Consider the following 24,011-nt stretch of genomic DNA (forward strand, 5'->3'; position numbering starts at 1 on the left):
GCTGGCTACTCACTGTCTATTGGCCGGTTACCAGGTCCAAAAAGAGCTTATTGATGACAGTGTGGTTCATTTGGCGGCTGAAGAGGCCGGTATCTAACTACTGGTTGGTGATTGCCAACCGGTTTTTCTATTTATTTTGGCTCTTTTTCCTAATTGTTTCAGCTGCTAAAACATCGTGCAAATGTGAAAAATCCTTGGAACAAAATCTAATTTAATTTGCAATTGTTGCACATTGGACCGGAAAATGTGCTGATATATTGTGAAAATGAGGTGCTGGTTTAATTTGCAAGTTCACATAATACCTCATCAACCTTACTAAAAAATGATAGACAAAGTCCTTTAATGCTTCCATCGTAAGAGCATTCAAGCCTTAAATATACTACCTGATATCGTGAAAGTGGGATATCTTTGTATTTAGAGTGAACGATTACTTGTGGATACATGGATAATATTCTGTTCACAACTGTTGTTTTCCCCATACCTGATACTCCAAGTAAAGTAAAAGAGCCTGCGGTGCTGCGATAATTGTTTGAAACAAAGGACTTATCCAATACATTTCTTGCTACATAACCCTGTCTTATAACTCTACTGATTCTACTTTCTAAATCTAAATGTATCGCTAGTGGCTGAAAGACATCATATAGACGTCCCACTAAATGGGCTCTGTATTGATTATCTAACTGTCTTTCTTCTTTATTATAGGGAGGAAAATTTGCTAACTTTGATACTACCTCTTCAGAAGAAATGATTTCAGGCAATGCCTCTATAAATGGATTACCTTTATATTCTGAAATAATCTGCTCTTTGTATTGGGCATTATGTATCAAATCCAGCACGGTCTTTTCCCTCCTTCTGTGCCTTTAATAGTAATTCGACTAAATTTTGCTCGGCATCACCATAGGCTTTTTCTTCAACTACTATATTTGGTTCTTCTGGTCTTATTTCGATAATATTTTGTTTCCTCTCCTGCTGCTTCTCAAAATGGCGATTATCTCTGATATTCTGGATACGCCTTTTTTTGCTTATGCCTTCTTCAACTTCATTTTTTGTCTCTTCTTTTGCCTGTTCAATGATTTCTTCTATGTCATTTAATAAATCTATTTTATTTTGCAATTCTGTTTTTTTTGATGCTTTAGTCTGCATTTTTTCATGTTCCATTAGATAAGTTACTTCTTCAATGGACTTTTCTTTGTATCTTGACTGGTGTTCTAATAAAAAACACTTATCAAATTTTCTCCCATCTTCATATTTGATATAAATATAACTCATATCCCTTGGATCATATGATATGTCAACTTTCCAAGATCCATTGTTCCTTGCTTTCTCGAACCATCGTTCTTTTAATGAGGTTTTAGAACCAAATAGCATCCCTTTAAATTTAATCCCATGCTGTGTCACAGTTGCTTTATCTTTTGGCAGTAAATTTAATTTCAATAAATCCTCATCAACAGTTCTTAACCTTCCTGTTCTATTAGCAATACCCCATTCCCAGATTAACTTGGGTATAGGTTCTACACCGTCTGCAATCATATCTTCACTTCGGGTATAGTTAGATAAATAGTGATGATTATTATGATACAATACACATTTTATTATGATTTGAGTAAACTGCCTTAAATCAAGAGTTGCTGATAGTCTGTAATCTTGCTCTCCTCTTTCACGATATTGACTTTTAATTGCACCGGGCATGAAAGGCTTGGTATGTTGGTTTATAGTGTTAAAATACCTCTCAATAATCCCCTTCATGTCACCTCTATAAGGGCTGGTGTTTAATACTTTTATTCCAAATGCTGATATTAAAGATTCTATGTTTTCCCCTTCCAATTCTCCTCTATCTGCAATAATTGCTTCGGGCAGGGTGCTGCAGTAATTCCACTCATCATTACCAATCTCTATACCGTACTTCCTGCAAAAGGATACTTTATCTGACGCAGCATTAATTAATGCGATACTCGCCCCAATCCAACTTGGACCTTCCAAAGATATATTAATTCCTACGACACAACGTGAAAATACATCCATAACAGTATATATAACCGGCCTTCCTATAATCCAATTTCGATTATATTGGGATACTAAATAAACATCTCCTACTGTTGCATCTATTTGAAATATTGCTCCCGGTCCAAATGCTTCTTCAGTAGAAGAGCCTGTTAACCCCCTATGTTGTAATTCATATCGCTTTGCACTTTGCCTGGTAGATACTTCTTTTTTAATGTTTCTCTCCTTATTAAACCAATACCTGAATTGTCTTAATGTAGGAATGGCTTCATTTACTATTCCATTATCACTAAAGTATTCCTTAATCATAAGTTCATAGGTTAATGTTAAAGTCTTTCTTGAAGAATTGTAATAAAACCTATTAAGTGCTGTATTAAAAATCTTTATCGTTTCGGGGGTAATAACAAAAGTATTATCTTTTTCTTTGTTCCCTTGTTTCCCACCACAATTATGATAATCAGGAAGTAAAGAGTTTTTGTGCATACCTCTCTGCCAAAACCGTTTTAAATATCTCATTACAGTTGCTTCGTGGATATTTTCAACATATTCTCTGACAAGTTTAGCCCTCTTTTCAGCAATGTAAATATCAGGCTCAATTGCAACAATCTCTTTAATGGCATTATAGGCCTTATCTCTTATGGCCTTATGTTTAGGTAGGATATCCTCTTCATCTTTAATGATCATATATGGTTCGTTATCTAAAACATATATAGTGCCATCATTTAACCCACTCTGAATAAAGGTTTCTGAAACTGTAATAGGCATTGAGTTACCGTAAATATCAATTAGATAGATGATATCTTTATAGTAATACAGAATTCGGTAATATATTTTACCCTGACTTGTTTCATATAAGATTACACTATTGATTGGAAGCATACCTAGCACCCCAATCAATAATAATTTTGGGACGACTTTTTGCTATATCTATTGATTCACTCATATCAATGTAAATATGTTTAGATGCTAGAAGGTATTTAAAAATGTATAACCCTGTTCCATCTGACACATCATTTTCTTTATCAAAATCAGAAGTTATTTTTCTAATTGAATATTTACTATCCCTAAATTTATCAATTAGAATGTTACAATAATTCTCTAATGAATTTTCTGTTAAGCCTCTTTCTTCATAGGTATACAAACTTGAGTGTATCCACTCTATGTTTTTTACCATTTTAGTAGGTATTTCTTTTTGGGTGACTATGCCAAAATCAATTTGTTTTGCTGCCCAATATCTTCTTTCTATTTCAAGTCTTTCCAACACGGACTTTTTCCCTAACTCACTCGATGATTTTACTGTCCTTGCAATATATTTGTGATTTCGTAAAGTTAGTAGAAATGTAGTTGTTAGTATATATGGAGGCTCTTTATTAATAAAAAACTCTTGCTTAAGGTCTTTATTGTCTTTTACTACCTCTGCTAAATCTAAAAGTGGATAATGTTCTCTAATATCTACTATTTCATCATCCCATTCAAACATGTAGAAACATCTCGTTTGTATATCTGAAAAGAAATGATGTATTCTGTTTGTCTTCCAGCCTTTTATACGTGAAACCCTGCCTTTTGACGGGAAGTCTTGTATAGATAACCAGGGCTTATAGGAGGCTAATTCCCCTGCACCACGGTTTTCAGACAGGAATCTTTTATACTTTGCCATAGTCCAAGAAGTATCTCTTTTGGCCATATAAACCTTCCTTTCTTTCATACTTCTTGGATGTGATGTTAACGTAGTATACTGGGATTTTCAACAGGGATAATGCTTTATTTTATATAGAAAACTTATTAAACGGCTGAATATTGGCGTTTGCTTACTATAAAATTTTTTTCTGAAATTTACCCTTATTTTTGTGCCATTTTTTATTTATTACTATGTCCAGTTACAAATAAGTTTGCTCACGTAGTTACAAAGTTTGCTCGTGATGAAATGTAGTTGTTGCAAGGCTTCTCGCTGTTTCTTCCCTTGTAGTGACAAAGTTTGCTCTCGGGTTTTATTACCTTAAAAAATATAAAAAAATATATAAAAAATGAGAAAATGACAAGCGAGTTTGCTCGTGAGCAGTGAAGAATGACAAAGTTTGCTCGTGGAAGGTAATGAGTATTCATACGCAGGGTATAACCTACGGGAGGAAATATCGAAACCACCTACACATACGAATTATACAGGCTTACGAGGGATTAAAACTGCGTCCGGATTTAATAATTTATACATTCTTATATGCTTTTTTACACAACAAAAAACCGCCAAAGGTATATAAACCAATGACGGTTGGCGCTTGCGATAAGCAAACTTTGTAATTGTAAACAAACTCGTGTGTAATGAAACACCTCTATTAACGCTTGGAGAATTGAGGTGCACGGCGGGCTTTTTTCAAGCCGTACTTGTGGCGTTCCTTCATCCGCGGGTCGCGGGTTAGGAAACCGGCACGCTTTAGCACGGGGCGCAGGTTGGGGTCTGCCTGAACCAAGGCACGGGCAATACCCATTTTAACCGCACCGGCCTGACCGGTGGTACCACCGCCGTGTACTGTACATTTTACATTGAAACGACCTTCTACACCGGTAATTTCTAAAGGTTGGCGTACTATGGCTTCTAAGGTCTTGCGACCGAAGTATTCGCTTAGTTCTTTATTGTTAATGATTAGTTTTCCGTCACCGGGCACCAGATACACCCGGGCCACTGAACTCTTTCTGCGCCCGGTACCATAAAATTGAACTTGGGCCACTCTTACAGCCTCCTTCCACTACAACTTATAATTTAAAATTTCCACTCTTCAGGCTGCTGAGCCTGGTGGGGGTGTTCAGCTCCGCGATATACCTTCAGTTTCTTAGCGGCCTTTGCACCTAAACGATTGTGCGGCATCATACCAAAGATAGCTTTTTCAACAACAGTTTCCGGTTTCTTTTTCATCATTTCGGAATAGGGGGTTGCTTTCAAGCCACCTGGGTAACCGCTGTGACGATAGTATTTCTTTTGTTGCAGTTTATTTCCGGTTAATACAACCTTCTCAGCATTAATTACAATAACATGGTCGCCGGTGTCCACATGGGGAGTATAAGTAGGTTTGTGCTTGCCACGCAGAATGCGTGCGGCTTCAGTTGCCAATCTGCCCAAAGTTTTGCCCTGGGCATCAATTACATACCATTTGCGTTGGACTTCCTCCGGCTTTGCCATGAAAGTCTTCATTTTTTTCCCTCCTTGCAGCATAACCTCAGGCAGAACGGGGCGGGACTGCCTTTAGTCACATAGTTGTATTTTAATATATGGTAAATATCATGTCAAGAAAAACACGCTTCCAGGTGTCTCTTGTCAGTAAAAATTAATAATATACTTTCTCCATGCGCAGACCCTGGGGGGGAACGGTTGGTCCCGCCTGGGTCCGGTCTTTACTGTTCAATATATTGACCAGGTCTTCGGGGGAAATTTTCCCCAGACCCACCTGTATTAAGGTGCCGGCAATTATTCTTACCATGTTGTATAAAAAACCGTTTGCTGTCAATATAATATACACCTTGTCCCTTTCCCGCTCCACCTTTGCCTCGGTAATCTTTCTGACGGTGGTTATTACCGGCGTACCTTGGGCTTGGAATGACTTAAAGTCATGCTCTCCCTCTAAATACTTTGCTGCCCTATCCATTGCCCTGTGGTCCAAGGGTCGGGGTTCATGTAGGGCAAATCTTCTTGAAAAGGGATCGGGCAAGCGGTGATTGTGTATGGTGTATATATAAGTTTTACCAATTGCCGAAAATCTGGCATGGAAGTCTATGCTTACTTCTTCCGCCTTTGTCACTACAATGTCACCGGGCAAAAGGGCATTTAGTGCCAGTGGCAGTTTTTCTAAAGGTACGGGCCAACTGTCACACCTGAAGTTTACCACCTGTCCCTTAGCATGAACGCCGGAATCGGTGCGCCCGGCCCCTATCACCTGCACAGGGCGTTTGGCTAATTTAGATAAGGCCTTTTCCAGCCGGTCTTGTATTGTAGCAACTCCGGAGCCACGCTGTTCTTGGAAACCATGGTAATCGGTGCCATCATATGCCACCGTCAGTTTTATATTTCTCAAAACATTTATCACCAGCCTGCAAACCGGTAAGTAATTGCCATCCCCAGGAAAGCAGCAGTTATTATCAAAGCAAGGTAATCGGTTTTACCCAGATACATTTGATTCATAGAGGTTCTATTGATGCCCCCTCGATAACAGCGGGATTCCATGGCTACCGCCAACTCCTCAGCCCTGCGCAGTGAACCTGCTAACAGGGGAACAATGAATGGAACCAGTGCTTTTATTCTATCAACCAAACCGCCTTGGGTAAAATCTGCTCCTCTGGATCTTTGGGCTTTCATAATAACTTCCGCTTCACTCACCAGCGTGGGAATAAACCGCAAGGCAATGGTCATCATCATAGACAACTCATGGGCAGGAACCCCAATTCTTTTAAAGGGACTTAAAATTTTTTCCAGGGCATGGGTAAGTGCCACCGGAGAAGTGGTAAGTGTAAGAACAGAAACCAGCATTACCACCATTACTAAACGGCCTACAAAAATCAGTGCCTTTTCAAGGCCTTCTTTTGTCATATGGAGAAAGGCCAAGGAAAAGACTGTCTCACCGGGAACTGAAAAGGCATGAAACACAAAGGTAAAAGTAATAATTACCCAAAGGGGCCATAAACCCCGAAAAACAAAACGAATTAATTTAGCCACAGGTAATATTATTAATGCTAAATACAGAGAGGAAATTAAAATACCTTTTATTCCCGGCCATACAAATATGGCCAATGTTCCGGTAATGACGGCCAACACTTTAACCACAGGGTTTAACCGATGTACAATGGAGTTACCCGGTACAAATTGACCAAGGGTAATGCGTCCTAACATATAAGCTAGCCTCCTGTTTTAAGGCAGCCCTTTACTTTTAGTATTTCATTAACCGCTTCATCGATACCTAACACATCATTGGGTACATCTAAACCCCGTTGCTGTAGTTTTAACATTACATTGACTTCAAAGGGAACCGTTAAGCCCATTTCTATTAGCCGATCGGCTTGCTTAAATACCTCCCGGGGGGAGCCTTGCATCTCTATTTTTCCTTTATTGAGTACTATCAATTGTTCCGTTATTTCCGCTGCTTCTTCCATACTGTGTGTGACTATAATTATGGTAATATTCCTTTGGGCGGTTAACTTTTTTAAAGTATGCAAAAACTGTCTTTTAAATTGTGGATCCATACCGGCAGTGGGCTCATCCAATACCAATATTTGGGGTTGCATGGACATTACGCCGGCAATGGCCACCCGCCTCCTCATACCCCCGCTTAAAGTCAAGGGCGGCATATCTAACAAGCCTTTGTCAATGCCTACGATATCTATACTTTCATAAACCCTTTTTTCTATCTCACTGTCCGGTAAACCCAAGTTCTTTGGGCCAAAGGCGATGTCCTTGTATACCGATTCCTCAAACAGCTGTTGTTCTGGGTATTGAAATACCAAGCCCACTTTTCTCCACAGCTGTTTTCTTATTTTTTTATCTGCAGCGTCTAGGCCCAATACTTTAACGGTGCCCTGCTGCGGGGCCAGCAGCCCGTTAAAATGCTGTATCAAAGTAGATTTTCCGGACCCGGTGGGACCGATAATGCCCACCGTTTGGCCTTGGGCAATCTTTAATGAAATATCCACCAAGGCCTTGGTTTCAAAGGGTGTAGAGGCATTATGGGTATAGCTGACTTTGTGTAGTTCTATTGCCCACATAGGCCATCCACCAATTCTTCTATATTTAAGGGGGGTCTGTCCATCTTAAAACCACCGGCAGATAAGCCTTGTGCAAATTTCACCACATCCGGAAGTTCAAGCCGATAATTTTTTATCTCTTCCCCCATGCTGAACAGCTGCCGGGGGGTGGTATCTGCCACAATTCTACCCCTTTGCAGCACTATAACCCGATCGGATAATGCAACTTCATCCATTAGATGGGTTACCAGTACCACAGTTTTTTTATGCCTTTTGTTCAGTTGGATAATGATTTCAGACAGTTCTTGCCTTCCCAATGGATCTAACATGGCGCTGGGTTCATCTAAGACCAGGCAATCCGGCTCCATGGCCAACACGCCCGCAATGGCTAAACGCTGTTTTTGCCCCCCTGAAAGCAAGTGTGGGGGGTGCTTTCTCATATGGTCTAACTTCAGCAGCTTAATATAATAATCTACTTTTCTCTTAATATCTTCCGGGGCAAGACCCAGGTTCTCCAATCCAAAGGCAACGTCTTCTTCTAATATGGATGACACCAACTGATTATCTGGATTTTGAAAAACCATCCCGGTACGCCTGCGAATTTCCCATATGTTTTTTTCATTGCTGCTATCCATGCCTTGAACAAGCACTTTGCCACTGCTGGGCGTCAATAGTCCATTTAGGTGTTTGGCCAATGTAGATTTGCCTGAACCGTTACCACCGGTAACTGTTATAAATTGCCCTTGCTTGATGCTTAAGTTGATGTTCCTTAGGGCACTGACATACCTGTCTTTACCCACTTGGTATTTAAAACACACATCTTTTAGTTCTATTAATATCTTATCTTTGTTTGCATCCACGGTGGTACCTCCTTTTAGATACCCCCTAAACGCCATAAGGAAATCGCATGTTAGGCGATTTCCCACGACTTAATGCTAAGTTATTACAGCAGCTCTAAGATAGCCATTGGTGCAGCGTCACCTCTGCGGTAACCGGTTTTTATAATTCTTGTATAACCACCTGTGCGATCACTATACTTTGGTGCAATTTCATTGAAAAGCTTTCTTACTACTTTTTCTTCGTAAATGTATTCTAAGCACTGGCGTCTTGCTGCAAGGTCATTTTTCTTTGCCAAAGTTACCAGTTTCTCTGCTATGCTTCTTACCTCTTTAGCCCGGGTTTCAGTGGTTTCAATACGGTTTTCCCGAAACAGTGAGGTCACTAAGTTTCTCAGCATAGCTTTGCGGTGACCGGTGTTTCGCCCTAGCTTACGATATCCCACCGTTCTCCCTCCTTACTACTCGTCGTCTTTTCTTAGGGTAAGTCCCAGTTCGGCCAGTTTGTTTACTACCTCTTCCAGGGATTTTTTACCTAAGTTGCGTACTTTCATCATGTCCTCTTCGGTGCGTTGTATTAATTCTTCAACGGTATTGATGCCAGCGCGCTTTAAGCAATTGTAAGAGCGCACCGAGAGATCCAGTTCTTCAACGGTCATTTCCAATATCTTATCTTTTTGTTCTTCTTCCTTCTCAACCATGATCTCTACATCGTTAGTTGCCTCTGTTAAACCGATAAAGAGGCGCAGGTGTTCACTCATGATTTTTGCGGCCAAGCTGGTTGCCTCGTCCGGACGTATGCTTCCATCGGTCCAAACTTCCAGTGTTAGTTTGTCGTAGTCGGTAATTTGCCCCACCCTGGTATTCTCCACGTTAAAGTTAACTTTCCTTACGGGAGTATATACCGAGTCCACAGGGATTACACCGATTATGTGATCACCTTTTTTGTTTTTCTCAGCGGTAGAATATCCTCGGCCTCGGGCAACTGTAATTTCCATAAATAATCGCGCATTTTCGGCCAACGTTGCTATGTGTAAGTCGGGATTTAATATTTCAACGTCTGCGTCGCAAATAATATCTGCAGCTGTTACAGTCCCTTCGCCCTGAGCTTCAATTCTTAGTACTTTCTCTTCCTCATCGTGAATTTTAAGGCACAGCATTTTAAGGTTTAGTATTATGTCTGTTACGTCTTCCCTAACACCTGGAACTGTTGAAAACTCGTGCAGTACGCCATCTATTTTAACTGATGTCACTGCAACTCCGGGCAGTGAAGACAGCAAAATGCGGCGCAAACTATTACCTAAGGTAATGCCGTATCCCCTTTCCAGAGGTTCTACTACAAACTTACCGTAAGTATTATCTTCGTTATGCTCTACACACTCAATTCTTGGTTTCTCAATTTCCAACATATGCGGTAACCCTCCTTTGGCCGAAAAAAGGCAGATATTTAATCAAGCCCCCGACCTACCTGGAATAACGCTCAACAATCAGGTGTTCTTCAACAGGAACATCAATTTGTTCTCTGTTCGGAAGGGCCACTACACGACCTTTTACTTGCTCAGCATCATATTCCAGCCAAGCAGGAGGGGTTTTTTCACTGGCCCGCTCTATTAAATCCTTCAATTTAGCGGACTGCTTGCTGCGCTCACGTACGGTAATTTCGTCTCCCACGCGAACCAGGTATGATGGTATGTTTACCTTGCGGCCATTTACTTCAAAGTGTCCATGGTTGACCAGCTGCCGGGCCTCTGTACGGGAAACTGCCAAGCCCAGGCGGTAAACTACGTTATCTAAGCGGCGCTCCAAGAGGCGCAGTAAGTTATCACCGGTAACACCCGGTTGACGGGCCGCTTCTTTAAAGTAGTTGCGGAACTGTCTTTCCAGCACACCGTAAATACGGCGGGCCCTTTGTTTCGCCCGTAACTGCAATCCATATTCAGATACCTTTCTGCGGCTTTGACCGTGTTGACCGGGGGGATAGCTGCGGCGATCTATGGCACACTTGCCTGTATAGCAGCGATCACCTTTCAGGTATAGTTTTAAGCCTTCACGGCGACATAGTTTACATTGCGCACCGGTATATCTTGCCATTTAGCTCAACACCTCCTAAACTCTCCGACGTTTTGGCGGACGGCATCCATTATGGGGAATAGGGGTAACGTCTTTAATCATGCTTACTTCTAAGCCTGCCGCTTGAAGTGAACGTATAGCTGCCTCCCGTCCTGCGCCGGGTCCTTTAACCATTACTTCTACTGTTTTCATGCCATGTTCAATTGCATCTTTTGCTGCTTTTTCTGCAGCCATTTGGGCTGCAAAAGGTGTGCTCTTACGAGAACCCTTGAAACCAACTTGACCCGCTGTAGCCCAAGAAATAGCATTTCCCTTAGGGTCGGTAATGGTTACGATAGTGTTATTAAATGACGACCTAATAAATGCAACACCGGTTTCGATGTTCTTTCTTTCGCGTCTTCTAGTACGCGTTGCGCGACGCGCCATATATTAATTCCCTCCCTTAGGCTACTTCTTTCTCCGTACACCGACAGTTCTCTTCGGACCTTTGCGTGTACGGGCGTTAGTCTTGGTGTTTTGTCCGCGAACCGGCAGGCCGCGGCGGTGTCTTAAACCGCGGTAACAGCCAATTTCAATTAGCCTTTTAATGTTCATTGCCACTTCACGGCGCAAGTCACCTTCAACAACAACGTTGTTATCGATATATTCACGTAGTTTGTTAACTTCGTCTTCAGTTAAATCACGGACTCTGGTATCCGGGTTGATTCCGGTTGCGGCTAAAATACTTTTTGATGTTGATAGCCCAATACCATAGATGTAGGTCAGCCCGATTTCAACTCTTTTATCCCTGGGTAAATCCACCCCGGAAATACGTGCCATCTGTTATGAACACCTCCATTTTACCCTTGCTTTTGCTTATGCTTAGGGTTGAGACAAATGACCATTACCTTACCTTTGCGGCGAATGATCTTGCATTTTTCACAAATCGGTTTAACCGAAGGTCTTACTTTCAATTGTTTCACCCTCCCTTTAGCTGGGTGTTAAGTTACTTATACCGGTAAACTATTCTACCCCGCGTTAAATCATATGGCGACAGTTCAACGGTAACTTTATCACCAGGTAAAATACGAATAAAATTCATTCTTATTTTCCCAGATACATGCGCCAGTACTTTATGTCCATTGTCTAGCTCTACCCGAAACATGGCATTCGGAAGCGGCTCAATTACGATACCCTCTACTTCAATAACATCGCTCTTTGACATATGTCTAGGCCTTACCTCCCTTACCCCTTCCCTAATCAAACAAATCCATATTTTGCTCCTTGTACTCTGCAATACTTCTTTGTATATCGGCGTTATTTACCCGTTCACCTGCGTTAATCTTTTCATTGACCAGTCCAGATACATGGGGCAATATTTTTAAATGTTTGATGTTTTTCTTTTTAGGGTTTTCAACTCTCCGGTTTGTGCCGTCAGCAACCCATAAACAATTATTGTCTCCCACCTTAAGGATTAAATAAAGTGTGTCTTTATCCCGCCCTGCGGTTGAGCAAACTAATTGACCCATTTCAAACGCTTCTTCTTTCAACCTCGCACCCCCACAAACTTTCGGTCCGTGGCCCGCTGTTTTTACAGCCTGGTTAAAATCTCAGGTACATCATCTGTAATGGCAATAGTGTGCTCAAAGTGGGCCGACAATTTGTTGTCTTTGGTGACCACTGTCCAGTTGTTGGGAAGGGTTTGCACTTCAAATGTGCCTACATTAACCATTGGTTCTATGGCCAATGTCATACCTTCTTTAAGCCGAGGCCCACGCCCGGGACGTCCGTAGTTAGGTACCTGAGGCTCTTCGTGCAGTTTACTGCCTATTCCATGGCCCACATAGTCTCGAACCACTGAATATCCATGGCCTTCCGCATAGCTTTGTATGGCATGGGATATGTCCGATAGGCGATTCCCGTCCACAGCATAGTCAATTCCTATATACAGTGCTTGCTCTGTCACCCGCATCAGTTCCAGTGCTTCATCACTTACATCACCCACCGGCAGTGTACGGGCACTGTCTCCAAAATAGCCATTTATTTCTGCTCCAAGGTCAATACTAATAATATCTCCACTATCCAATTTTCTTAAACCAGGGATACCATGAACAACTTCTTCGTTTACTGAAGCACATATGGTGGCCGGAAACCCGTATAAGCCCTTAAAAGCCGGGTTTGCACCGTTTTTGACAATAAAGTCTTCCGCTATGGTGTCAAGGTCTTTTGTGGTAACCCCGGGTTTCACAGCCTTTTCCAGCTCTTTAAAGGTTAGGGCCACAAGTTTACCGGCATCACGCATGTAGCCTAGTTCTTTTTCAGATTTGCAGGTAATCATTTATATCATCCTACTTAATGAATCCTTGATAACTGCGCATTAATAGTTGTGATTCAATTTGTTTCATGGTATCAAGGGCAACCCCTACCACAATTAACAGTGAGGTACCGCCAAACCATATGCCCGGTATCTTAGTTGCCGCCATTACAAAGTTTGGCATTATGGCAATCAAGGCCAGGAATACCGCCCCTGCCAAGGTAATTCTGCTCATTACTTTGGAAATGTATTCTGCAGTGGGGCGTCCGGGTCTCATGCCCGGAATAAATCCACCATGCCTTTTAATGTTATCTGCCATATCAACGGGGTTCATAATAATGGCGGTATAGAAGTAAGTGAATCCCATAATCAGCAGGGCATAAACTACGGTGTTGGGAATGGTACCAAAACCAAGGTAGGTAGTATACCACTGCCCAAATTTAGCGCCACCAAACCACTGGGCAAGTTGCTCAGGGAACATCAGCAGTGACGACGCAAAAATCACAGGAATTACACCGGCCTGGTTAACCCTCAAGGGCAGGTGAGTTGTTTGCCCGCCGTAAACCCGACGACCAACTACCCTTTTCGCATATTGCACCGGTATTCTCCGCTGACCTTGATGAACAACCACTATTCCGGCTATTACCAGCAAACCTATTACGATTAGCGCCAGTACACTCAGAATACTAATGGTACCCACAACCAGCGCCTCACTTAGATACATAACTGCACCGGGAATGCCTGAAACAATACCGGCAAATATTATCAAAGATATACCGTTGCCAATACCCTTTTCAGTAATTTGCTCACCGAGCCACATTAAGAAGACGGTACCGGCAGTTAGCGTAATGGCCACTGCAATGTAGGCAAAGGGACCCGGATTGGCCAAGGCTGCTTTTAGGTAAATGGACAGACCAATGGCCTGAATAAAGGCAAGCACCGCAGTAAAGTACCTGGTGTACTGGGTTATTTTCTTACGTCCTTCTTCGCCTTCTTTGGCCAGTTGCTCTAACCTTGGTATAACAACAGTTAACAGTTGCATGATAATTGATGCGTTAATATAGGGGAATATCCCCATGGCAACCACTGAAATATTTGCAAAGGCGCCTCCGGATATAACATCAAAAAAACCGAACAGCATGTTGCTTTGAGCCAGTTCCTTAAATAGGCTGGGGTCTACCCCGGGCACCGGTATATGTGCTGCCACCCTGAACACTAACAGCATCGCCAATGTAAACAGCAACTTGTTTTTCAGTTCCGAAACCTTAAAAGCGTTTCTTAAGCTATCCAGCAAGCTAGATCACCTCTGCAGTTCCGCCGGCGGCGGCAATTTTTTCGGCTGCCGACTTGCTAAAGGCATTTGCCCGAACTGTAAGGTTTTTCTCTAAATTACCGTCACCTAATATTTTCACTCCGTCTGCTACTTTTTTAATCACACCGGTTTCTTTAAGCAGTTCTGGTGTTACCACTGTTCCATTGTCAAATTTGTTTAGTTGGTCTACGTTAATGGCAATAATTTCTTTTCTAAAAATATTTGTAAATCCGCGTTTGGGTAAGCGGCGCTGCAAAGGCATTTGACCACCTTCAAAACCTGGCCTTACTCCACCTCCGGAACGAGCCTTTTGACCTTTATGCCCACGCCCGGCAGTCTTTCCCTTCCCTGTGGCAATGCCTCTACCCTTACGGATTGCTTTTTTCCTTGCCCCAGGAGCAGGTTTTAATTCGTGCAGTTTCACCGGCGCACCTCCTTTACGCATTTTCTACTTTAACTAAGTGTAATACCTTATTCACCATTCCTCTAATCTGAGGGGTGTCTTCATGAATCACTGAGCTGTTTAATTTTCTTAAACCCAGTGTTTTTACAGTGATACGTTGTTTTTCGTTCTGGCCGATTGGGCTTCTCACCAGAGTGATTTTTAACTTGGCCATAATCGCCCTCCTAACCTAACAGTTCTTCAACCGTTTTTCCTCTTAGGCGTGCCACCTCTTCAGGTGTTTTCAGTCTTGACAGTGCTTCCATGGTAGCACGTATCATGTTGTTGGGGTTGTTAGAGCCCAGCGACTTTGTAAGAATGTCACGTACTCCAGCCAACTCTAAAACAGCACGCACAGCACCACCGGCAATAACTCCGGTACCGGGAGCAGCCGGTTTTAATAAAACTTTACCTGCTCCAAATCTCCCCAAAGCTTCGTGGGGAAGAGTTGTTCCGTTTAGAGGTACAGTTATCATGTTTTTCTTTGCATCTTCTACGCCTTTGCGAATGGCATCGGGAACTTGGCTGGCTTTACCGAGTCCGTAACCCACGTGGCCATTTCCGTCGCCCACAACCACCAGGGCCGAGAAACTAAACCGCCGTCCACCTTTTACCACCTTTGCAACGCGGTTAATATATACAACCCGTTCGGATAATTCCAGCTTGCTGGGGTCAATTCTTGACATTATGCTTCTTATTCCCTCCTTGTACCGTATTAAAATTCCAAACCGGCACTTCTGGCAGCTTCAGCCAGCGCCTTGACTCGACCGTGATAGATGTATCCCGCTCTATCAAACACTACCCTTTTCAAGCCTGCATCGACAGCTTTTTTACCTATCAGTTCTCCCACTGCCTTTGCAGCTTCAATATTTCCGCCTGTTTTTAAATTACCCTTAAGTTCCGGCGATAGGGATGAAGCAGCAACCAGCGTTACACCCTTTTCGTCGTCAATAATTTGTGCATAAATATGGTTCAAACTACGAAACACATTTAGTCTTGGGCGCTCTGCTGTACCCAGAATTTTATTGCGTAATCTTAAACGACGTTTAGCACGAATGGCTTTGCGGTCAGGCTTTTTTAACAACTGATTTCACCCCTTCCCTATTTCTTACCAGCTTTACCGGCTTTGCGGCGAATGTATTCGTTTTCATACTTAATACCTTTACCTTTGTAGGGCTCCGGTTCCCGTACTGCACGAATATTAGCTGCAACTTTTCCTACCAGTTCTTTGTCTATACCCTTAACTTCAATTCTGTTTTGAGATGGAACTTCAATTTCGATACCGGCCGGAGGATCCATTTCAACAGGTTGTGAATATCCAACATTTAAGACCAGTTTTTTGCCTTGCTTTTGAGCGCGGTATCCCACACCTACTAATTCTAAGTTCTTTTGGTAACCCTTGGTTACACCTTCAATCATGTTGAAAATTAAAGTGCGGGTTAAACCGTGCAATGATTTATGCTGCTTTTCTTCTGACGGGCGCTCTACTACAACGTTGTTATCTTCCAATTTTATTATCATATCCCGGTGCATTGTTCTTTCCAATTGCCCCTTTGGCCCCTTTACCTGCACCAGGTTATCTTTAACCTGAACATCAACGCCTTGGGGTACCGGGATTGGTTTTCTACCAATACGGCTCATATCCTACACCTCCTTAGCCAACTTACCAGACGTAGCAGATAACTTCTCCGCCTACACCTAGTTGACGGGCTTTTTTATCGGTCATAATTCCTTTGGAAGTGGATATTATGGCAATACCCAACCCGTTTAATACCTTAGGCACGTTATCTTTTCTTGCATATACCCGCAGCCCTGGCTTGGATATTCTCTTTAGACCGGTGATAACCCGTTCTTTATCACCAACGTACTTCATGTATACCCGTAGGACACCTTGTTTCCCATCCTCAATTACTTCGTAGTCTTTTACATAGCCCTCTTGCTTGAGGATCTCGGCAATTGATTTTTTCATATTGGATGCGGGAGCTTCAATTTTATCACTAAAAACCATATTAGCATTGCGAATACGGGTTAAGAAGTCCGCAATGGGATCAGTCATTACCATTGCCCCTACCTCCTTCCTTTTTACCAGCTCGCCTTCTTTACTCCCGGAATTTCGCCTCTGTAAGCTAATTCACGGAAACAAATACGGCATATGCCAAATTTCCTCATGTATGAATGAGGTCTGCCGCAAAGTTTGCAGCGATTATAACCCCGAACTCTGTATTTAGGGGTACGGTTTGCTTTGTTAATCATAGACTTTTTTGCCATTAGATTCCCTCCTTTTACCGGACATCGATCTTGTACCGGTCAATGATGGGTTTATTAACTGGCTTTTTGGAACGGCATACCCAATAGCCTTAGTAATTCCCGGGCTTCTTCATCGGTTTTAGCTGTGGTTACAAAGGACACGTCCATACCGCGCACCTTGTCAACCTTGTCGTATTCAATTTCGGGGAATATTAGCTGTTCTCTAATTCCTAGAGTATAGTTTCCTCTGCCATCGAATGACTTAGGCGAAACTCCACGGAAGTCGCGAACTCTTGGTAGCGCAACGCTGATAAGTCTGTCTACAAATTCCCATAACCGATCACCGCGCAAAGTTACCTTTGCTCCGATTATCATACCTTCTCTAAGTTTAAAACCGGCGATAGATTTTTTGGCTTTGGTTACCACAGGCCGTTGCCCTGTAATTACCATCAAATCGTTCACTGCTGCATCTACAGCCTTTGAGTTTTGTATTGCTTCACCCAAACCGATGTTTATTACCACTTTTTCCAGTCTGGGTACTTCCATAACGTTTTTATAGCCGAATTTTTGCATCATGGCTTTGATTACTTCTTGCTTGTATTTTTCTTTCAACCTGGCCACTGGCAGCTACCTCCTTCCCGCTTGTGGATTAGTCAAGCACCTTACCACATTTTTTGCAAACACGTTCTTTTTTGCCGTCAGACAAAATCTTTTTGCCTACACGAACGGGGCGGTCACACTTAGGGCAAAACGGCATCACATTGGAACTGTGTATGGGAGCAGGTTTTTCCATTATACCTCCCTGTGGCATGGTCCGAGTTGGGCGTGAGTGGCGTTTAACTATGTTAACACCGTCTACCACAACTCTGCCGGTTTTGGGGTGAACTTCCAAAACCTTGCCTTTTTTGCCAGCACTTTTGCCGGTTATTACCACCACTGTATCTCCCTTGCGCACGTGTACTTTGGGCATAGTATGCACCTCCACTCTTACAGAACCTCGGGAGCCAGAGATATTATTTTCATGTAATCTTTATCCCGTAATTCTCTGGCTACAGGGCCAAAGATACGAGTGCCCCTAGGACTCTTGTCATCTTTTATTATTACTGCTGCATTCTCATCAAATTTAATGTATGATCCGTCAGGCCTCCGGGTTTCTTTGGCAGTACGCACAATAACGGCTTTAACCACGTCGCCTTTCTTAACAACGCCCCCTGGTGTGGCTTCTTTAACACTGGCAACTATAACGTCACCAATGCGGGCGTATTTTTTAACGGATCCACCTAATACACGAATACATAGAAGTTTTCTAGCCCCTGTATTGTCTGCGACATTAAGTTTTGTTTCAACTTGAATCAAAACGATTCCCTCCTTTCAGAGCGCTATCTCCAGCCCGAAGCTATTATATCTGCTTACCTTTCCGGAGAATCTCCACAACCCGCCAGCGCTTATCCTTAGACAGAGGGCGAGTCTCCATAATTTTAACTTCATCGCCGATACGGCAGGCATTTTCCTCGTCATGGGCTTTGTATTTTCTTGTTTGCCGTACCGTTTTACCATATAAGGGATGTCTGGTAAAGTTTTCCACTGCAACGACAATGGTCTTATCCATCTTATCGCTCACTACGCGTCCGTAGCGAACCTTACGTAGGTTGCGCTCTTGCACAGGCACGCCTCCTTCCTTTTCGCAAAAGCTATTAAGCTCTCTTAATTCCCAGTTCACGCTCACGAATTATCGTCTTCACACGAGCTATTTTGCGACGAACCTCTTTAATTCGCATTGGGTTATCCAACTGCCCCGTAGCCAATTGGAATCTTAACTTAAAGAGTTCGTCTTTGTTCTCATCCATTTTCTTGTTTAGCTCTTCAGTTGTAAGCTCACGAAGCTCTTTAACTTTCATTGGCTTCACCTACTTCCCCACGTTTAACAAATTTGCATTTTACGGGCAGTTTATGAGCGGCCAACCTCATGGCTTCCCGGGCTGTTTCTTCTGCCACACCGGCAATTTCGAACATGATACGGCCCGGCTTAACCACTGCAACCCAGTGCTCAGGCGCACCCTTCCCGCTACCCATCCTGGTTTCAGCAGGCTTTTGGGTAATCGGGGTGTCCGGGAAAATACGAATCCATACTTTACCACCACGTTTAATATATCGGGTCATGGCAATACGAGCCGCTTCTATTTGACGGTTGGTAATCCAGCCAGGTTCTAATGCTTGTAAGCCATATTCCCCAAATTGAATCTCAACGCCACCCTTGGCACGACCTGATAATTTGCGCGGGCGGTGTTGTTTACGATACTTAACCCTTTTTGGAATTAGCATTGCCTATTCCCCTCCTTCTACGGCAGCCGCCTGTGCCCTCTGGGGCAACACCTCTCCTTTGTATATCCATACTTTAACGCCGATCTTGCCGTATGTTGTGTCAGCTTCCGCAAAACCATAGTCAATATCGGCCCGCAGGGTGTGTAGAGGTACTTTGCCTTCGCTGGCCCATTCAGTGCGTGCTATTTCAGCACCACCCAGACGTCCACTAACTGCAACTTTAATACCCTTGGCTCCCATCTTAATTGAACGGCCGATCACTTGCTTCATGGCACGGCGGAATGCAATTCTCTTTTCCAGCTGGGAGGCTACGTTTTCTGCCACCAACTGGGCATCTGCCTCAGGTACTTTAACTTCTTGAATGTTGACGTTAACCTTTTTACCTGTCATTCTTTCAAGCTCTTGTCTTAAAGCTTCCACCTCTGCGCCACCACGGCCGATTACAATGCCCGGCTTTGCAGTGTGAATGGTTACCTTAACACGGTTGGCTGCACGTTCAATGTTAATCCTGGATATGCCTGAAAGATACAGTTTCTTCTTGATAAATTCTCTTATTTTTACATCTTCGATTAGCAGAGTAGAGTAGTTACGCTTATCAGCAAACCATTTACTCTCCCAATCTCTGATTATACCGACCCTTAATCCTACAGGGTTAACCTTTTGGCCCACTTAGTTATCCCTCCTTTTTCTCTTTTACCACAATTGTTATGTGGCTGGTACGCTTGCGCATCAAATCTGCACGACCATAGGCCCGCGGTTTATAGCGCTTGAGGGTGGGACCTTGATCCACATATGCCTCTGCAATATATAGGTTATCCTTATTCATTTCATAGTTATGCTCTGCATTAGCTGCAGCAGAGTTTATTACCTTTACCACCGCTGCCGATCCCCGCTTCGGTGTGTGCTTTAATATTGCCAGCGCTTCTTCTATTTCCTTGCCGCGAACTAAGTCAACCACCTGGCGAACCTTGCGAGGAGAAATTCTAATGAACTTGGCAATAGCTTTAGCTTCCATTTTTCGCCCCCCTCTCTGTACTACTTCAGAGCAGTAGACCTTTCAGTATGCCCTCCATGACCACGGAAAGTCCGTGTGGGAGCAAATTCACCTAACTTATGTCCAATCATGTCTTCAGTAATGTATACCGGCACATGCTTTCGACCGTCATGTACTGCTATGGTATGACCTACCATTTCCGGAAAAATGGTGGAACTCCGAGACCAGGTTTTTATCACCTTTTTGTCACCGGTTTCGTTCATCTTTATAATCCTGGTCATCAGCCTTTCTTCTACAAACGGTCCTTTTTTGAGTGAACGACCCATACCTGGACCCCCTTTAATTACTTTTTACGCCGCTTAACAATCAGCATATCACTTGTTTTATTCTTCTTGCGAGTACGCGCTCCCAGTGCAGGTTTACCCCACGGAGTAACCGGGTTTCTACCGATAGGTGAACGTCCTTCACCACCGCCGTGTGGGTGATCGGCAGGGTTCATTACAACCCCGCGGACGCTGGGCCTTTTGCCTAACCAGCGCTGGCGTCCCGCTTTACCAATAGTAATGTTTTCATGATCTAAATTACCAACCTGACCGACGGTGGCACGGCATGTTTGCAAAATCATTCTCATCTCGCCCGAGGGCATCCGAATGGTTGCATATTTGCCTTCTTTAGCCATTAACTGTGCTGTTGCACCGGCAGAGCGTACCAACTGTCCGCCATGGCCTGGATGTAATTCAATGTTGTGAATCATGGTACCAACCGGGATATTGGCCAGCGGTAATGCGTTGCCCACCTTAATATCTGCATCTGGACCGGATTCTACAACACTGCCAACGGTCAATCCGATTGGTGCTATAATGTAGCGTTTTTCCCCATCGGCGTAGTGCAACAATGCAATCCGAGCTGAGCGGTTCGGATCGTATTCAATTGCTGCCACCTTTGCCGGAACACCATCTTTATCCCGCTTAAAGTCAATTATTCTGTACATCCTCTTATGGCCGCCACCCCGGTGCCGTACAGTGATACGACCCTGCGAGTTACGACCTGCTTTTTTAGACAGAGGTGCCAACAATGACTTTTCAGGTTCGGACTTTGTAATTTCATCAAAAGTCGAAACAGTTACAAAGCGGCGACCTGGGGAGGTTGGTTTATACTTTTTGATTGCCACCTAGCATACCTCCTTACAGTCCTTCAAAAATCTCAATCTTGTCGCCTTCCCTGAGACTTACTATCGCTTTTTTCCTGTCAGGGGTTTTGCCGACAAATTGGCGTACGCGCTTGCGTTTGCCCTTAACATTTATGGTATTAACCTTTTCTACCTTAACCTTAAACAAGCTTTCTACCGCCTGTTTAATTTCAACTTTGTTAGCATCGTTGTCTACCCAAAAGGTGTACTTGTTATCAGCTAACAGTTCGGTGCTTTTTTCTGAAATCACCGGCTTTTTTATAATATCCCGCGGGTTTTTCATTATGCCAGCACCTCCTCAACCTTGGCCACTGCGTCTTTGGTAATGACCAGTTTCTCGTGATGCAGCAAGTCATAAACATTGAGACCTGCAGCATTGAGAGGCTTTACGCCGGGAATGTTGCGGGCTGATTTAACCACATTTGCGTCCTTGTCTGCAGTTACCACCAAGGCCTTGTTGTCTACCTTTAAGTTATTTAATATGTTTACCATATCTTTTGTTTTGGGCTGATCAAGAACCAAGGTGTCCAGCACCAAGATATTACCCGCCTGTGCTATGGATGAAAGGGCTGACTTCATCGCCAGGCGTCTTACCTTTTTGGGTAGTGAATATTTGTAACTTCTGGGGTGCGGTCCAAATGCAACTCCACCGCCACGCCAAATGGGTGAACGAATGGAACCATGTCTTGCACGACCGGTGCCCTTTTGCCGCCAGGGTTTGCGCCCACCGCCACTTACCTCAGCACGTGTCTTGGTGTCGTGGGTGCCCAACCGGCGACTGGCCAATTGCATAACCACTGCTTCGTGCAATACGTGTTCGTTTGGCTGAATACCCCATACTGATTCATTCAGCTCAATTTCGCCGACTTGCTCGCCATTGATATTATAAACTGCCACTTTGGGCATCACTTTACTCCTCCTTTCGCTACCGCCGCTACTTAGCCTTGACGCTGCTTTGCACCATTACCAAGCCACCCTTGGGACCGGGAATTGCCCCTTTAACGGCCAGTAAGTTTTTCTCAGCGTCAACCTTAACCACTTCCAGGTTTTGTACGGTAACTCTGTCTGTTCCCATGTGGCGGGGTGACTTTTTACCCTTAAAGGTGCGACCCTGCCCCACAGCTCCAGCCGAACCCGGGCGACGGTGGTTTTTAGAACCGTGACTCATAGGCCCTCTGGCAAACCCATAAAGCTTAATAGTGCCTGCAAATCCACGGCCCTTGGAAGTACCGATAACGTCTACCTTATCCCCTTCGGCAAAGATATCGGCTTTAATTTCTTGGCCAACTTCAAACTCTTCTACGTTATCAGTTCTAAACTCCCGCACAAACCGCAAAGGACGAATACCTGCTTTGGAAAAATGCCCTTTTAAAGGTTTGTTAACAAGTTTCTCACGTATATCTCCAAAACCTAACTGTATAGCTCTGTAGCCATCGGTTTCTTCGGTTTTTTTCTGTACCACTAAACACGGTCCTGCTTCAATAACAGTCACCGGTATCGCCTGACCTTCTGGTGTCAACAGTTGTGTCATGCCAACCTTTCTGCCCAGAATGCTTTTTGACATTATTTACTGCACCTCCTGTCACGATCATTGGTTCGACCTGCGAACATAATCGTTATCTCTTCCCAGGAAAACCGACCCGGGTGTTTCATTTTAGTTTTTAAGTTAAAGTTTTATTTCAATATCTACACCGGCAGGCAAATCAAGACGCATTAATGAATCTACAGTTTTCGGTGTAGGATCGATAATGTCAATAAGTCTTTTGTGCACACGCATTTCAAATTGCTCTCTGGAGTCTTTGTTTACGTGTGGAGAGCGCAAAATGGTGTAAATGCTCTTTTCTGTAGGAAGTGGAACTGGGCCGGCCACCGATGCACCGGTGCGTTTTGCGGTATCTACAATTTTTGATGCCGACTGATCCAGCATTTGGTGATCGTATGCTTTCAATCTTATACGAATCTTTTGTTTTTTCACTGCTTTTCCTCCTTATCGCCCGATTGTTGCGGACTACTCGATGAAAATTTCCCTGCCTGGGCAGGCAACCTTTCACTTCATCGCACTTTATACCACAGGTAACTACCTTGCTACACATGACAGGAGGTGGGGGCTTGTGCTACCCACCTCCCTTAACATAGCCTAAACCTACTCATGAATGGCAGTTACAACACCGGCACCCACTGTACGTCCGCCTTCACGGATAGCAAAGCGCAGACCCACTTCAATGGCAATGGGAGTGATTAGCGAAATGTTAAACTTGGTGTTGTCACCGGGCATTACCATTTCTACTCCGTCCGGAAGCTGAACGGTACCGGTTACGTCAGTGGTACGGAAGTAGAACTGGGGACGGTATCCGTTAAAGAATGGGGTGTGACGGCCACCTTCTTCTTTGGTCAGTACATACACTTCTGCATCAAACTTGGTGTGGGGCTTAATGGTGCCGGGCTTTGCCAGAACTTGACCGCGCTCAATCTCTTTGCGGTCAACACCCCGCAGCAGCACACCGATGTTGTCGCCGGCTTCGGCATAGTCCAGCAGTTTGCGGAACATCTCTACTCCGGTACATACTGTTTTGCGTGACTTTTC

The 24,011-nt window shown here is 43.7% G+C and carries 41 protein-coding genes; all 41 read right to left on the bottom strand.

Annotation, left to right across the window (positions count from 1 at the left end):
* Nucleotides 1-278: 278 nt before the first annotated feature.
* Nucleotides 279-836, bottom strand: coding sequence for an AAA family ATPase (locus tag BR02_RS0111265; protein WP_031517147.1), 558 nt, complete (start codon nt 834-836; stop codon nt 279-281).
* Entirely contained in the window at nt 817-2,880 is a 2,064-nt protein-coding gene (locus BR02_RS0111270; protein ID WP_031517149.1) for a Mu transposase C-terminal domain-containing protein, read from the bottom strand. Before BR02_RS0111270 ends, BR02_RS0111265 begins: the two co-directional genes overlap by 20 nt.
* Nucleotides 2,864-3,685, bottom strand: a complete 822-nt coding sequence (locus tag BR02_RS0111275; protein ID WP_031517151.1) for a heteromeric transposase endonuclease subunit TnsA — start codon at nt 3,683-3,685, stop codon at nt 2,864-2,866. Before BR02_RS0111275 ends, BR02_RS0111270 begins: the two co-directional genes overlap by 17 nt.
* A 646-nt stretch (nt 3,686-4,331) precedes the next feature.
* Complete coding sequence (rpsI, locus tag BR02_RS0111280) at nt 4,332-4,724, bottom strand: 30S ribosomal protein S9 (protein ID WP_031517153.1); 393 nt, start codon at nt 4,722-4,724, stop codon at nt 4,332-4,334.
* A gap of 32 nt (nt 4,725-4,756) precedes the next feature.
* Nucleotides 4,757-5,185, bottom strand: coding sequence for a 50S ribosomal protein L13 (rplM, locus tag BR02_RS0111285; protein ID WP_031517155.1), 429 nt, complete (start codon nt 5,183-5,185; stop codon nt 4,757-4,759).
* 133 nt (nt 5,186-5,318) lie between these two features.
* A complete protein-coding gene (truA, locus tag BR02_RS0111290; RefSeq protein ID WP_031517157.1) occupies nt 5,319-6,062 on the bottom strand; it encodes a tRNA pseudouridine(38-40) synthase TruA in 744 nt (247 codons plus the stop codon).
* Nucleotides 6,063-6,070: 8 nt separating this feature from the next.
* A complete protein-coding gene (locus BR02_RS0111295; RefSeq protein WP_031517159.1) occupies nt 6,071-6,874 on the bottom strand; it encodes an energy-coupling factor transporter transmembrane component T family protein in 804 nt (267 codons plus the stop codon).
* Nucleotides 6,875-6,879: 5 nt separating this feature from the next.
* Nucleotides 6,880-7,743, bottom strand: coding sequence for an energy-coupling factor transporter ATPase (locus BR02_RS0111300; protein ID WP_031517160.1), 864 nt, complete (start codon nt 7,741-7,743; stop codon nt 6,880-6,882).
* Nucleotides 7,731-8,582, bottom strand: a complete 852-nt coding sequence (locus BR02_RS0111305) for an energy-coupling factor transporter ATPase (RefSeq protein ID WP_031517162.1) — start codon at nt 8,580-8,582, stop codon at nt 7,731-7,733. Before BR02_RS0111305 ends, BR02_RS0111300 begins: the two co-directional genes overlap by 13 nt.
* A gap of 83 nt (nt 8,583-8,665) precedes the next feature.
* Nucleotides 8,666-9,004 (bottom strand): 50S ribosomal protein L17, encoded by a 339-nt coding sequence (rplQ, locus tag BR02_RS0111310; RefSeq protein ID WP_031517164.1) that lies wholly within the window; start codon nt 9,002-9,004, stop codon nt 8,666-8,668.
* 15 nt (nt 9,005-9,019) lie between these two features.
* Entirely contained in the window at nt 9,020-9,967 is a 948-nt protein-coding gene (locus BR02_RS0111315; protein ID WP_031517166.1) for a DNA-directed RNA polymerase subunit alpha, read from the bottom strand.
* A gap of 55 nt (nt 9,968-10,022) precedes the next feature.
* Nucleotides 10,023-10,649, bottom strand: a complete 627-nt coding sequence (gene rpsD, locus BR02_RS0111320) for a 30S ribosomal protein S4 (RefSeq protein ID WP_031517168.1) — start codon at nt 10,647-10,649, stop codon at nt 10,023-10,025.
* Nucleotides 10,650-10,664: 15 nt separating this feature from the next.
* Nucleotides 10,665-11,054 (bottom strand): 30S ribosomal protein S11, encoded by a 390-nt coding sequence (gene rpsK, locus BR02_RS0111325; protein ID WP_031517169.1) that lies wholly within the window; start codon nt 11,052-11,054, stop codon nt 10,665-10,667.
* A 21-nt stretch (nt 11,055-11,075) separates the two neighbouring features.
* Nucleotides 11,076-11,447: a 30S ribosomal protein S13 gene (rpsM, locus tag BR02_RS0111330; RefSeq protein WP_031517171.1), complete on the bottom strand. Its 372-nt coding sequence runs from the start codon at nt 11,445-11,447 to the stop codon at nt 11,076-11,078.
* A gap of 20 nt (nt 11,448-11,467) precedes the next feature.
* Complete coding sequence (rpmJ, locus tag BR02_RS15160) at nt 11,468-11,581, bottom strand: 50S ribosomal protein L36 (protein WP_084171034.1); 114 nt, start codon at nt 11,579-11,581, stop codon at nt 11,468-11,470.
* Between the two features lie 32 nt (nt 11,582-11,613).
* The gene (gene infA / locus BR02_RS0111335; protein WP_031517173.1) at nt 11,614-11,832 is read right to left on the bottom strand and encodes a translation initiation factor IF-1; all 219 of its coding nucleotides are present in this window, start codon (nt 11,830-11,832) and stop codon (nt 11,614-11,616) included.
* A 31-nt stretch (nt 11,833-11,863) separates the two neighbouring features.
* On the bottom strand, nt 11,864-12,157 hold the full coding sequence (locus tag BR02_RS0111340) for a KOW domain-containing RNA-binding protein (protein WP_238442464.1): 294 nt from the start codon (nt 12,155-12,157) through the stop codon (nt 11,864-11,866).
* Nucleotides 12,158-12,198: 41 nt separating this feature from the next.
* Entirely contained in the window at nt 12,199-12,945 is a 747-nt protein-coding gene (gene map / locus BR02_RS0111345; protein ID WP_031517177.1) for a type I methionyl aminopeptidase, read from the bottom strand.
* 10 nt (nt 12,946-12,955) lie between these two features.
* Nucleotides 12,956-14,215 carry a preprotein translocase subunit SecY gene (secY, locus tag BR02_RS0111350; protein ID WP_031517178.1) on the bottom strand — a complete coding sequence of 420 codons (1,260 nt, stop codon included), beginning with the start codon at nt 14,213-14,215 and terminating at the stop codon, nt 12,956-12,958.
* 1 nt (nt 14,216) lies between these two features.
* On the bottom strand, nt 14,217-14,657 hold the full coding sequence (rplO, locus tag BR02_RS0111355) for a 50S ribosomal protein L15 (RefSeq protein ID WP_031517180.1): 441 nt from the start codon (nt 14,655-14,657) through the stop codon (nt 14,217-14,219).
* Nucleotides 14,658-14,670: 13 nt separating this feature from the next.
* Entirely contained in the window at nt 14,671-14,850 is a 180-nt protein-coding gene (rpmD, locus tag BR02_RS0111360; RefSeq protein WP_031517182.1) for a 50S ribosomal protein L30, read from the bottom strand.
* A 10-nt stretch (nt 14,851-14,860) separates the two neighbouring features.
* Nucleotides 14,861-15,361 (bottom strand): 30S ribosomal protein S5, encoded by a 501-nt coding sequence (rpsE, locus tag BR02_RS0111365; protein WP_031517184.1) that lies wholly within the window; start codon nt 15,359-15,361, stop codon nt 14,861-14,863.
* 29 nt (nt 15,362-15,390) lie between these two features.
* The gene (gene rplR / locus BR02_RS0111370) at nt 15,391-15,759 is read right to left on the bottom strand and encodes a 50S ribosomal protein L18 (RefSeq protein WP_031517186.1); all 369 of its coding nucleotides are present in this window, start codon (nt 15,757-15,759) and stop codon (nt 15,391-15,393) included.
* 17 nt (nt 15,760-15,776) lie between these two features.
* Entirely contained in the window at nt 15,777-16,316 is a 540-nt protein-coding gene (rplF, locus tag BR02_RS0111375; protein WP_031517187.1) for a 50S ribosomal protein L6, read from the bottom strand.
* Between the two features lie 22 nt (nt 16,317-16,338).
* Entirely contained in the window at nt 16,339-16,737 is a 399-nt protein-coding gene (gene rpsH, locus BR02_RS0111380) for a 30S ribosomal protein S8 (RefSeq protein WP_031517189.1), read from the bottom strand.
* Nucleotides 16,738-16,757: 20 nt separating this feature from the next.
* On the bottom strand, nt 16,758-16,943 hold the full coding sequence (locus tag BR02_RS0111385) for a type Z 30S ribosomal protein S14 (RefSeq protein WP_031517191.1): 186 nt from the start codon (nt 16,941-16,943) through the stop codon (nt 16,758-16,760).
* 54 nt (nt 16,944-16,997) lie between these two features.
* The gene (gene rplE, locus BR02_RS0111390; protein ID WP_031517193.1) at nt 16,998-17,543 is read right to left on the bottom strand and encodes a 50S ribosomal protein L5; all 546 of its coding nucleotides are present in this window, start codon (nt 17,541-17,543) and stop codon (nt 16,998-17,000) included.
* 28 nt (nt 17,544-17,571) lie between these two features.
* The gene (gene rplX / locus BR02_RS0111395) at nt 17,572-17,892 is read right to left on the bottom strand and encodes a 50S ribosomal protein L24 (protein WP_031517195.1); all 321 of its coding nucleotides are present in this window, start codon (nt 17,890-17,892) and stop codon (nt 17,572-17,574) included.
* A gap of 17 nt (nt 17,893-17,909) precedes the next feature.
* Nucleotides 17,910-18,278 carry a 50S ribosomal protein L14 gene (gene rplN, locus BR02_RS0111400; protein WP_031517197.1) on the bottom strand — a complete coding sequence of 123 codons (369 nt, stop codon included), beginning with the start codon at nt 18,276-18,278 and terminating at the stop codon, nt 17,910-17,912.
* Between the two features lie 43 nt (nt 18,279-18,321).
* A complete protein-coding gene (gene rpsQ / locus BR02_RS0111405; RefSeq protein WP_114638877.1) occupies nt 18,322-18,591 on the bottom strand; it encodes a 30S ribosomal protein S17 in 270 nt (89 codons plus the stop codon).
* 25 nt (nt 18,592-18,616) lie between these two features.
* Entirely contained in the window at nt 18,617-18,820 is a 204-nt protein-coding gene (gene rpmC / locus BR02_RS0111410; RefSeq protein WP_031517201.1) for a 50S ribosomal protein L29, read from the bottom strand.
* On the bottom strand, nt 18,810-19,244 hold the full coding sequence (gene rplP, locus BR02_RS0111415) for a 50S ribosomal protein L16 (RefSeq protein ID WP_031517203.1): 435 nt from the start codon (nt 19,242-19,244) through the stop codon (nt 18,810-18,812). Before rplP ends, rpmC begins: the two co-directional genes overlap by 11 nt.
* A gap of 3 nt (nt 19,245-19,247) precedes the next feature.
* On the bottom strand, nt 19,248-19,913 hold the full coding sequence (gene rpsC, locus BR02_RS0111420; RefSeq protein WP_031517205.1) for a 30S ribosomal protein S3: 666 nt from the start codon (nt 19,911-19,913) through the stop codon (nt 19,248-19,250).
* Between the two features lie 4 nt (nt 19,914-19,917).
* The gene (gene rplV, locus BR02_RS0111425; RefSeq protein ID WP_031517207.1) at nt 19,918-20,259 is read right to left on the bottom strand and encodes a 50S ribosomal protein L22; all 342 of its coding nucleotides are present in this window, start codon (nt 20,257-20,259) and stop codon (nt 19,918-19,920) included.
* A gap of 20 nt (nt 20,260-20,279) precedes the next feature.
* The gene (rpsS, locus tag BR02_RS0111430; protein WP_031517208.1) at nt 20,280-20,564 is read right to left on the bottom strand and encodes a 30S ribosomal protein S19; all 285 of its coding nucleotides are present in this window, start codon (nt 20,562-20,564) and stop codon (nt 20,280-20,282) included.
* A 17-nt stretch (nt 20,565-20,581) separates the two neighbouring features.
* On the bottom strand, nt 20,582-21,409 hold the full coding sequence (gene rplB / locus BR02_RS0111435; protein ID WP_031517210.1) for a 50S ribosomal protein L2: 828 nt from the start codon (nt 21,407-21,409) through the stop codon (nt 20,582-20,584).
* A gap of 13 nt (nt 21,410-21,422) precedes the next feature.
* Complete coding sequence (rplW, locus tag BR02_RS0111440) at nt 21,423-21,710, bottom strand: 50S ribosomal protein L23 (RefSeq protein ID WP_031517212.1); 288 nt, start codon at nt 21,708-21,710, stop codon at nt 21,423-21,425.
* Entirely contained in the window at nt 21,710-22,333 is a 624-nt protein-coding gene (rplD, locus tag BR02_RS0111445; protein ID WP_031517215.1) for a 50S ribosomal protein L4, read from the bottom strand. Before rplD ends, rplW begins: the two co-directional genes overlap by 1 nt.
* A gap of 28 nt (nt 22,334-22,361) precedes the next feature.
* Nucleotides 22,362-22,991 carry a 50S ribosomal protein L3 gene (rplC, locus tag BR02_RS0111450; RefSeq protein WP_031517217.1) on the bottom strand — a complete coding sequence of 210 codons (630 nt, stop codon included), beginning with the start codon at nt 22,989-22,991 and terminating at the stop codon, nt 22,362-22,364.
* 102 nt (nt 22,992-23,093) lie between these two features.
* On the bottom strand, nt 23,094-23,402 hold the full coding sequence (rpsJ, locus tag BR02_RS0111455) for a 30S ribosomal protein S10 (protein WP_031517219.1): 309 nt from the start codon (nt 23,400-23,402) through the stop codon (nt 23,094-23,096).
* Between the two features lie 168 nt (nt 23,403-23,570).
* Nucleotides 23,571-24,011, bottom strand: a 441-nt coding sequence (locus BR02_RS0111460) for an EF-Tu C-terminal domain-related protein (protein WP_034639335.1), incomplete at its 5' end; no start/stop codon positions are given.

Origin of the sequence: Desulfofalx alkaliphila DSM 12257 (assembly GCF_000711975.1) — a bacterium.
In the GTDB taxonomy this organism is placed as follows: Bacteria; Bacillota; Desulfotomaculia; order Desulfotomaculales; family Desulfohalotomaculaceae; genus Desulfofalx; species Desulfofalx alkaliphila.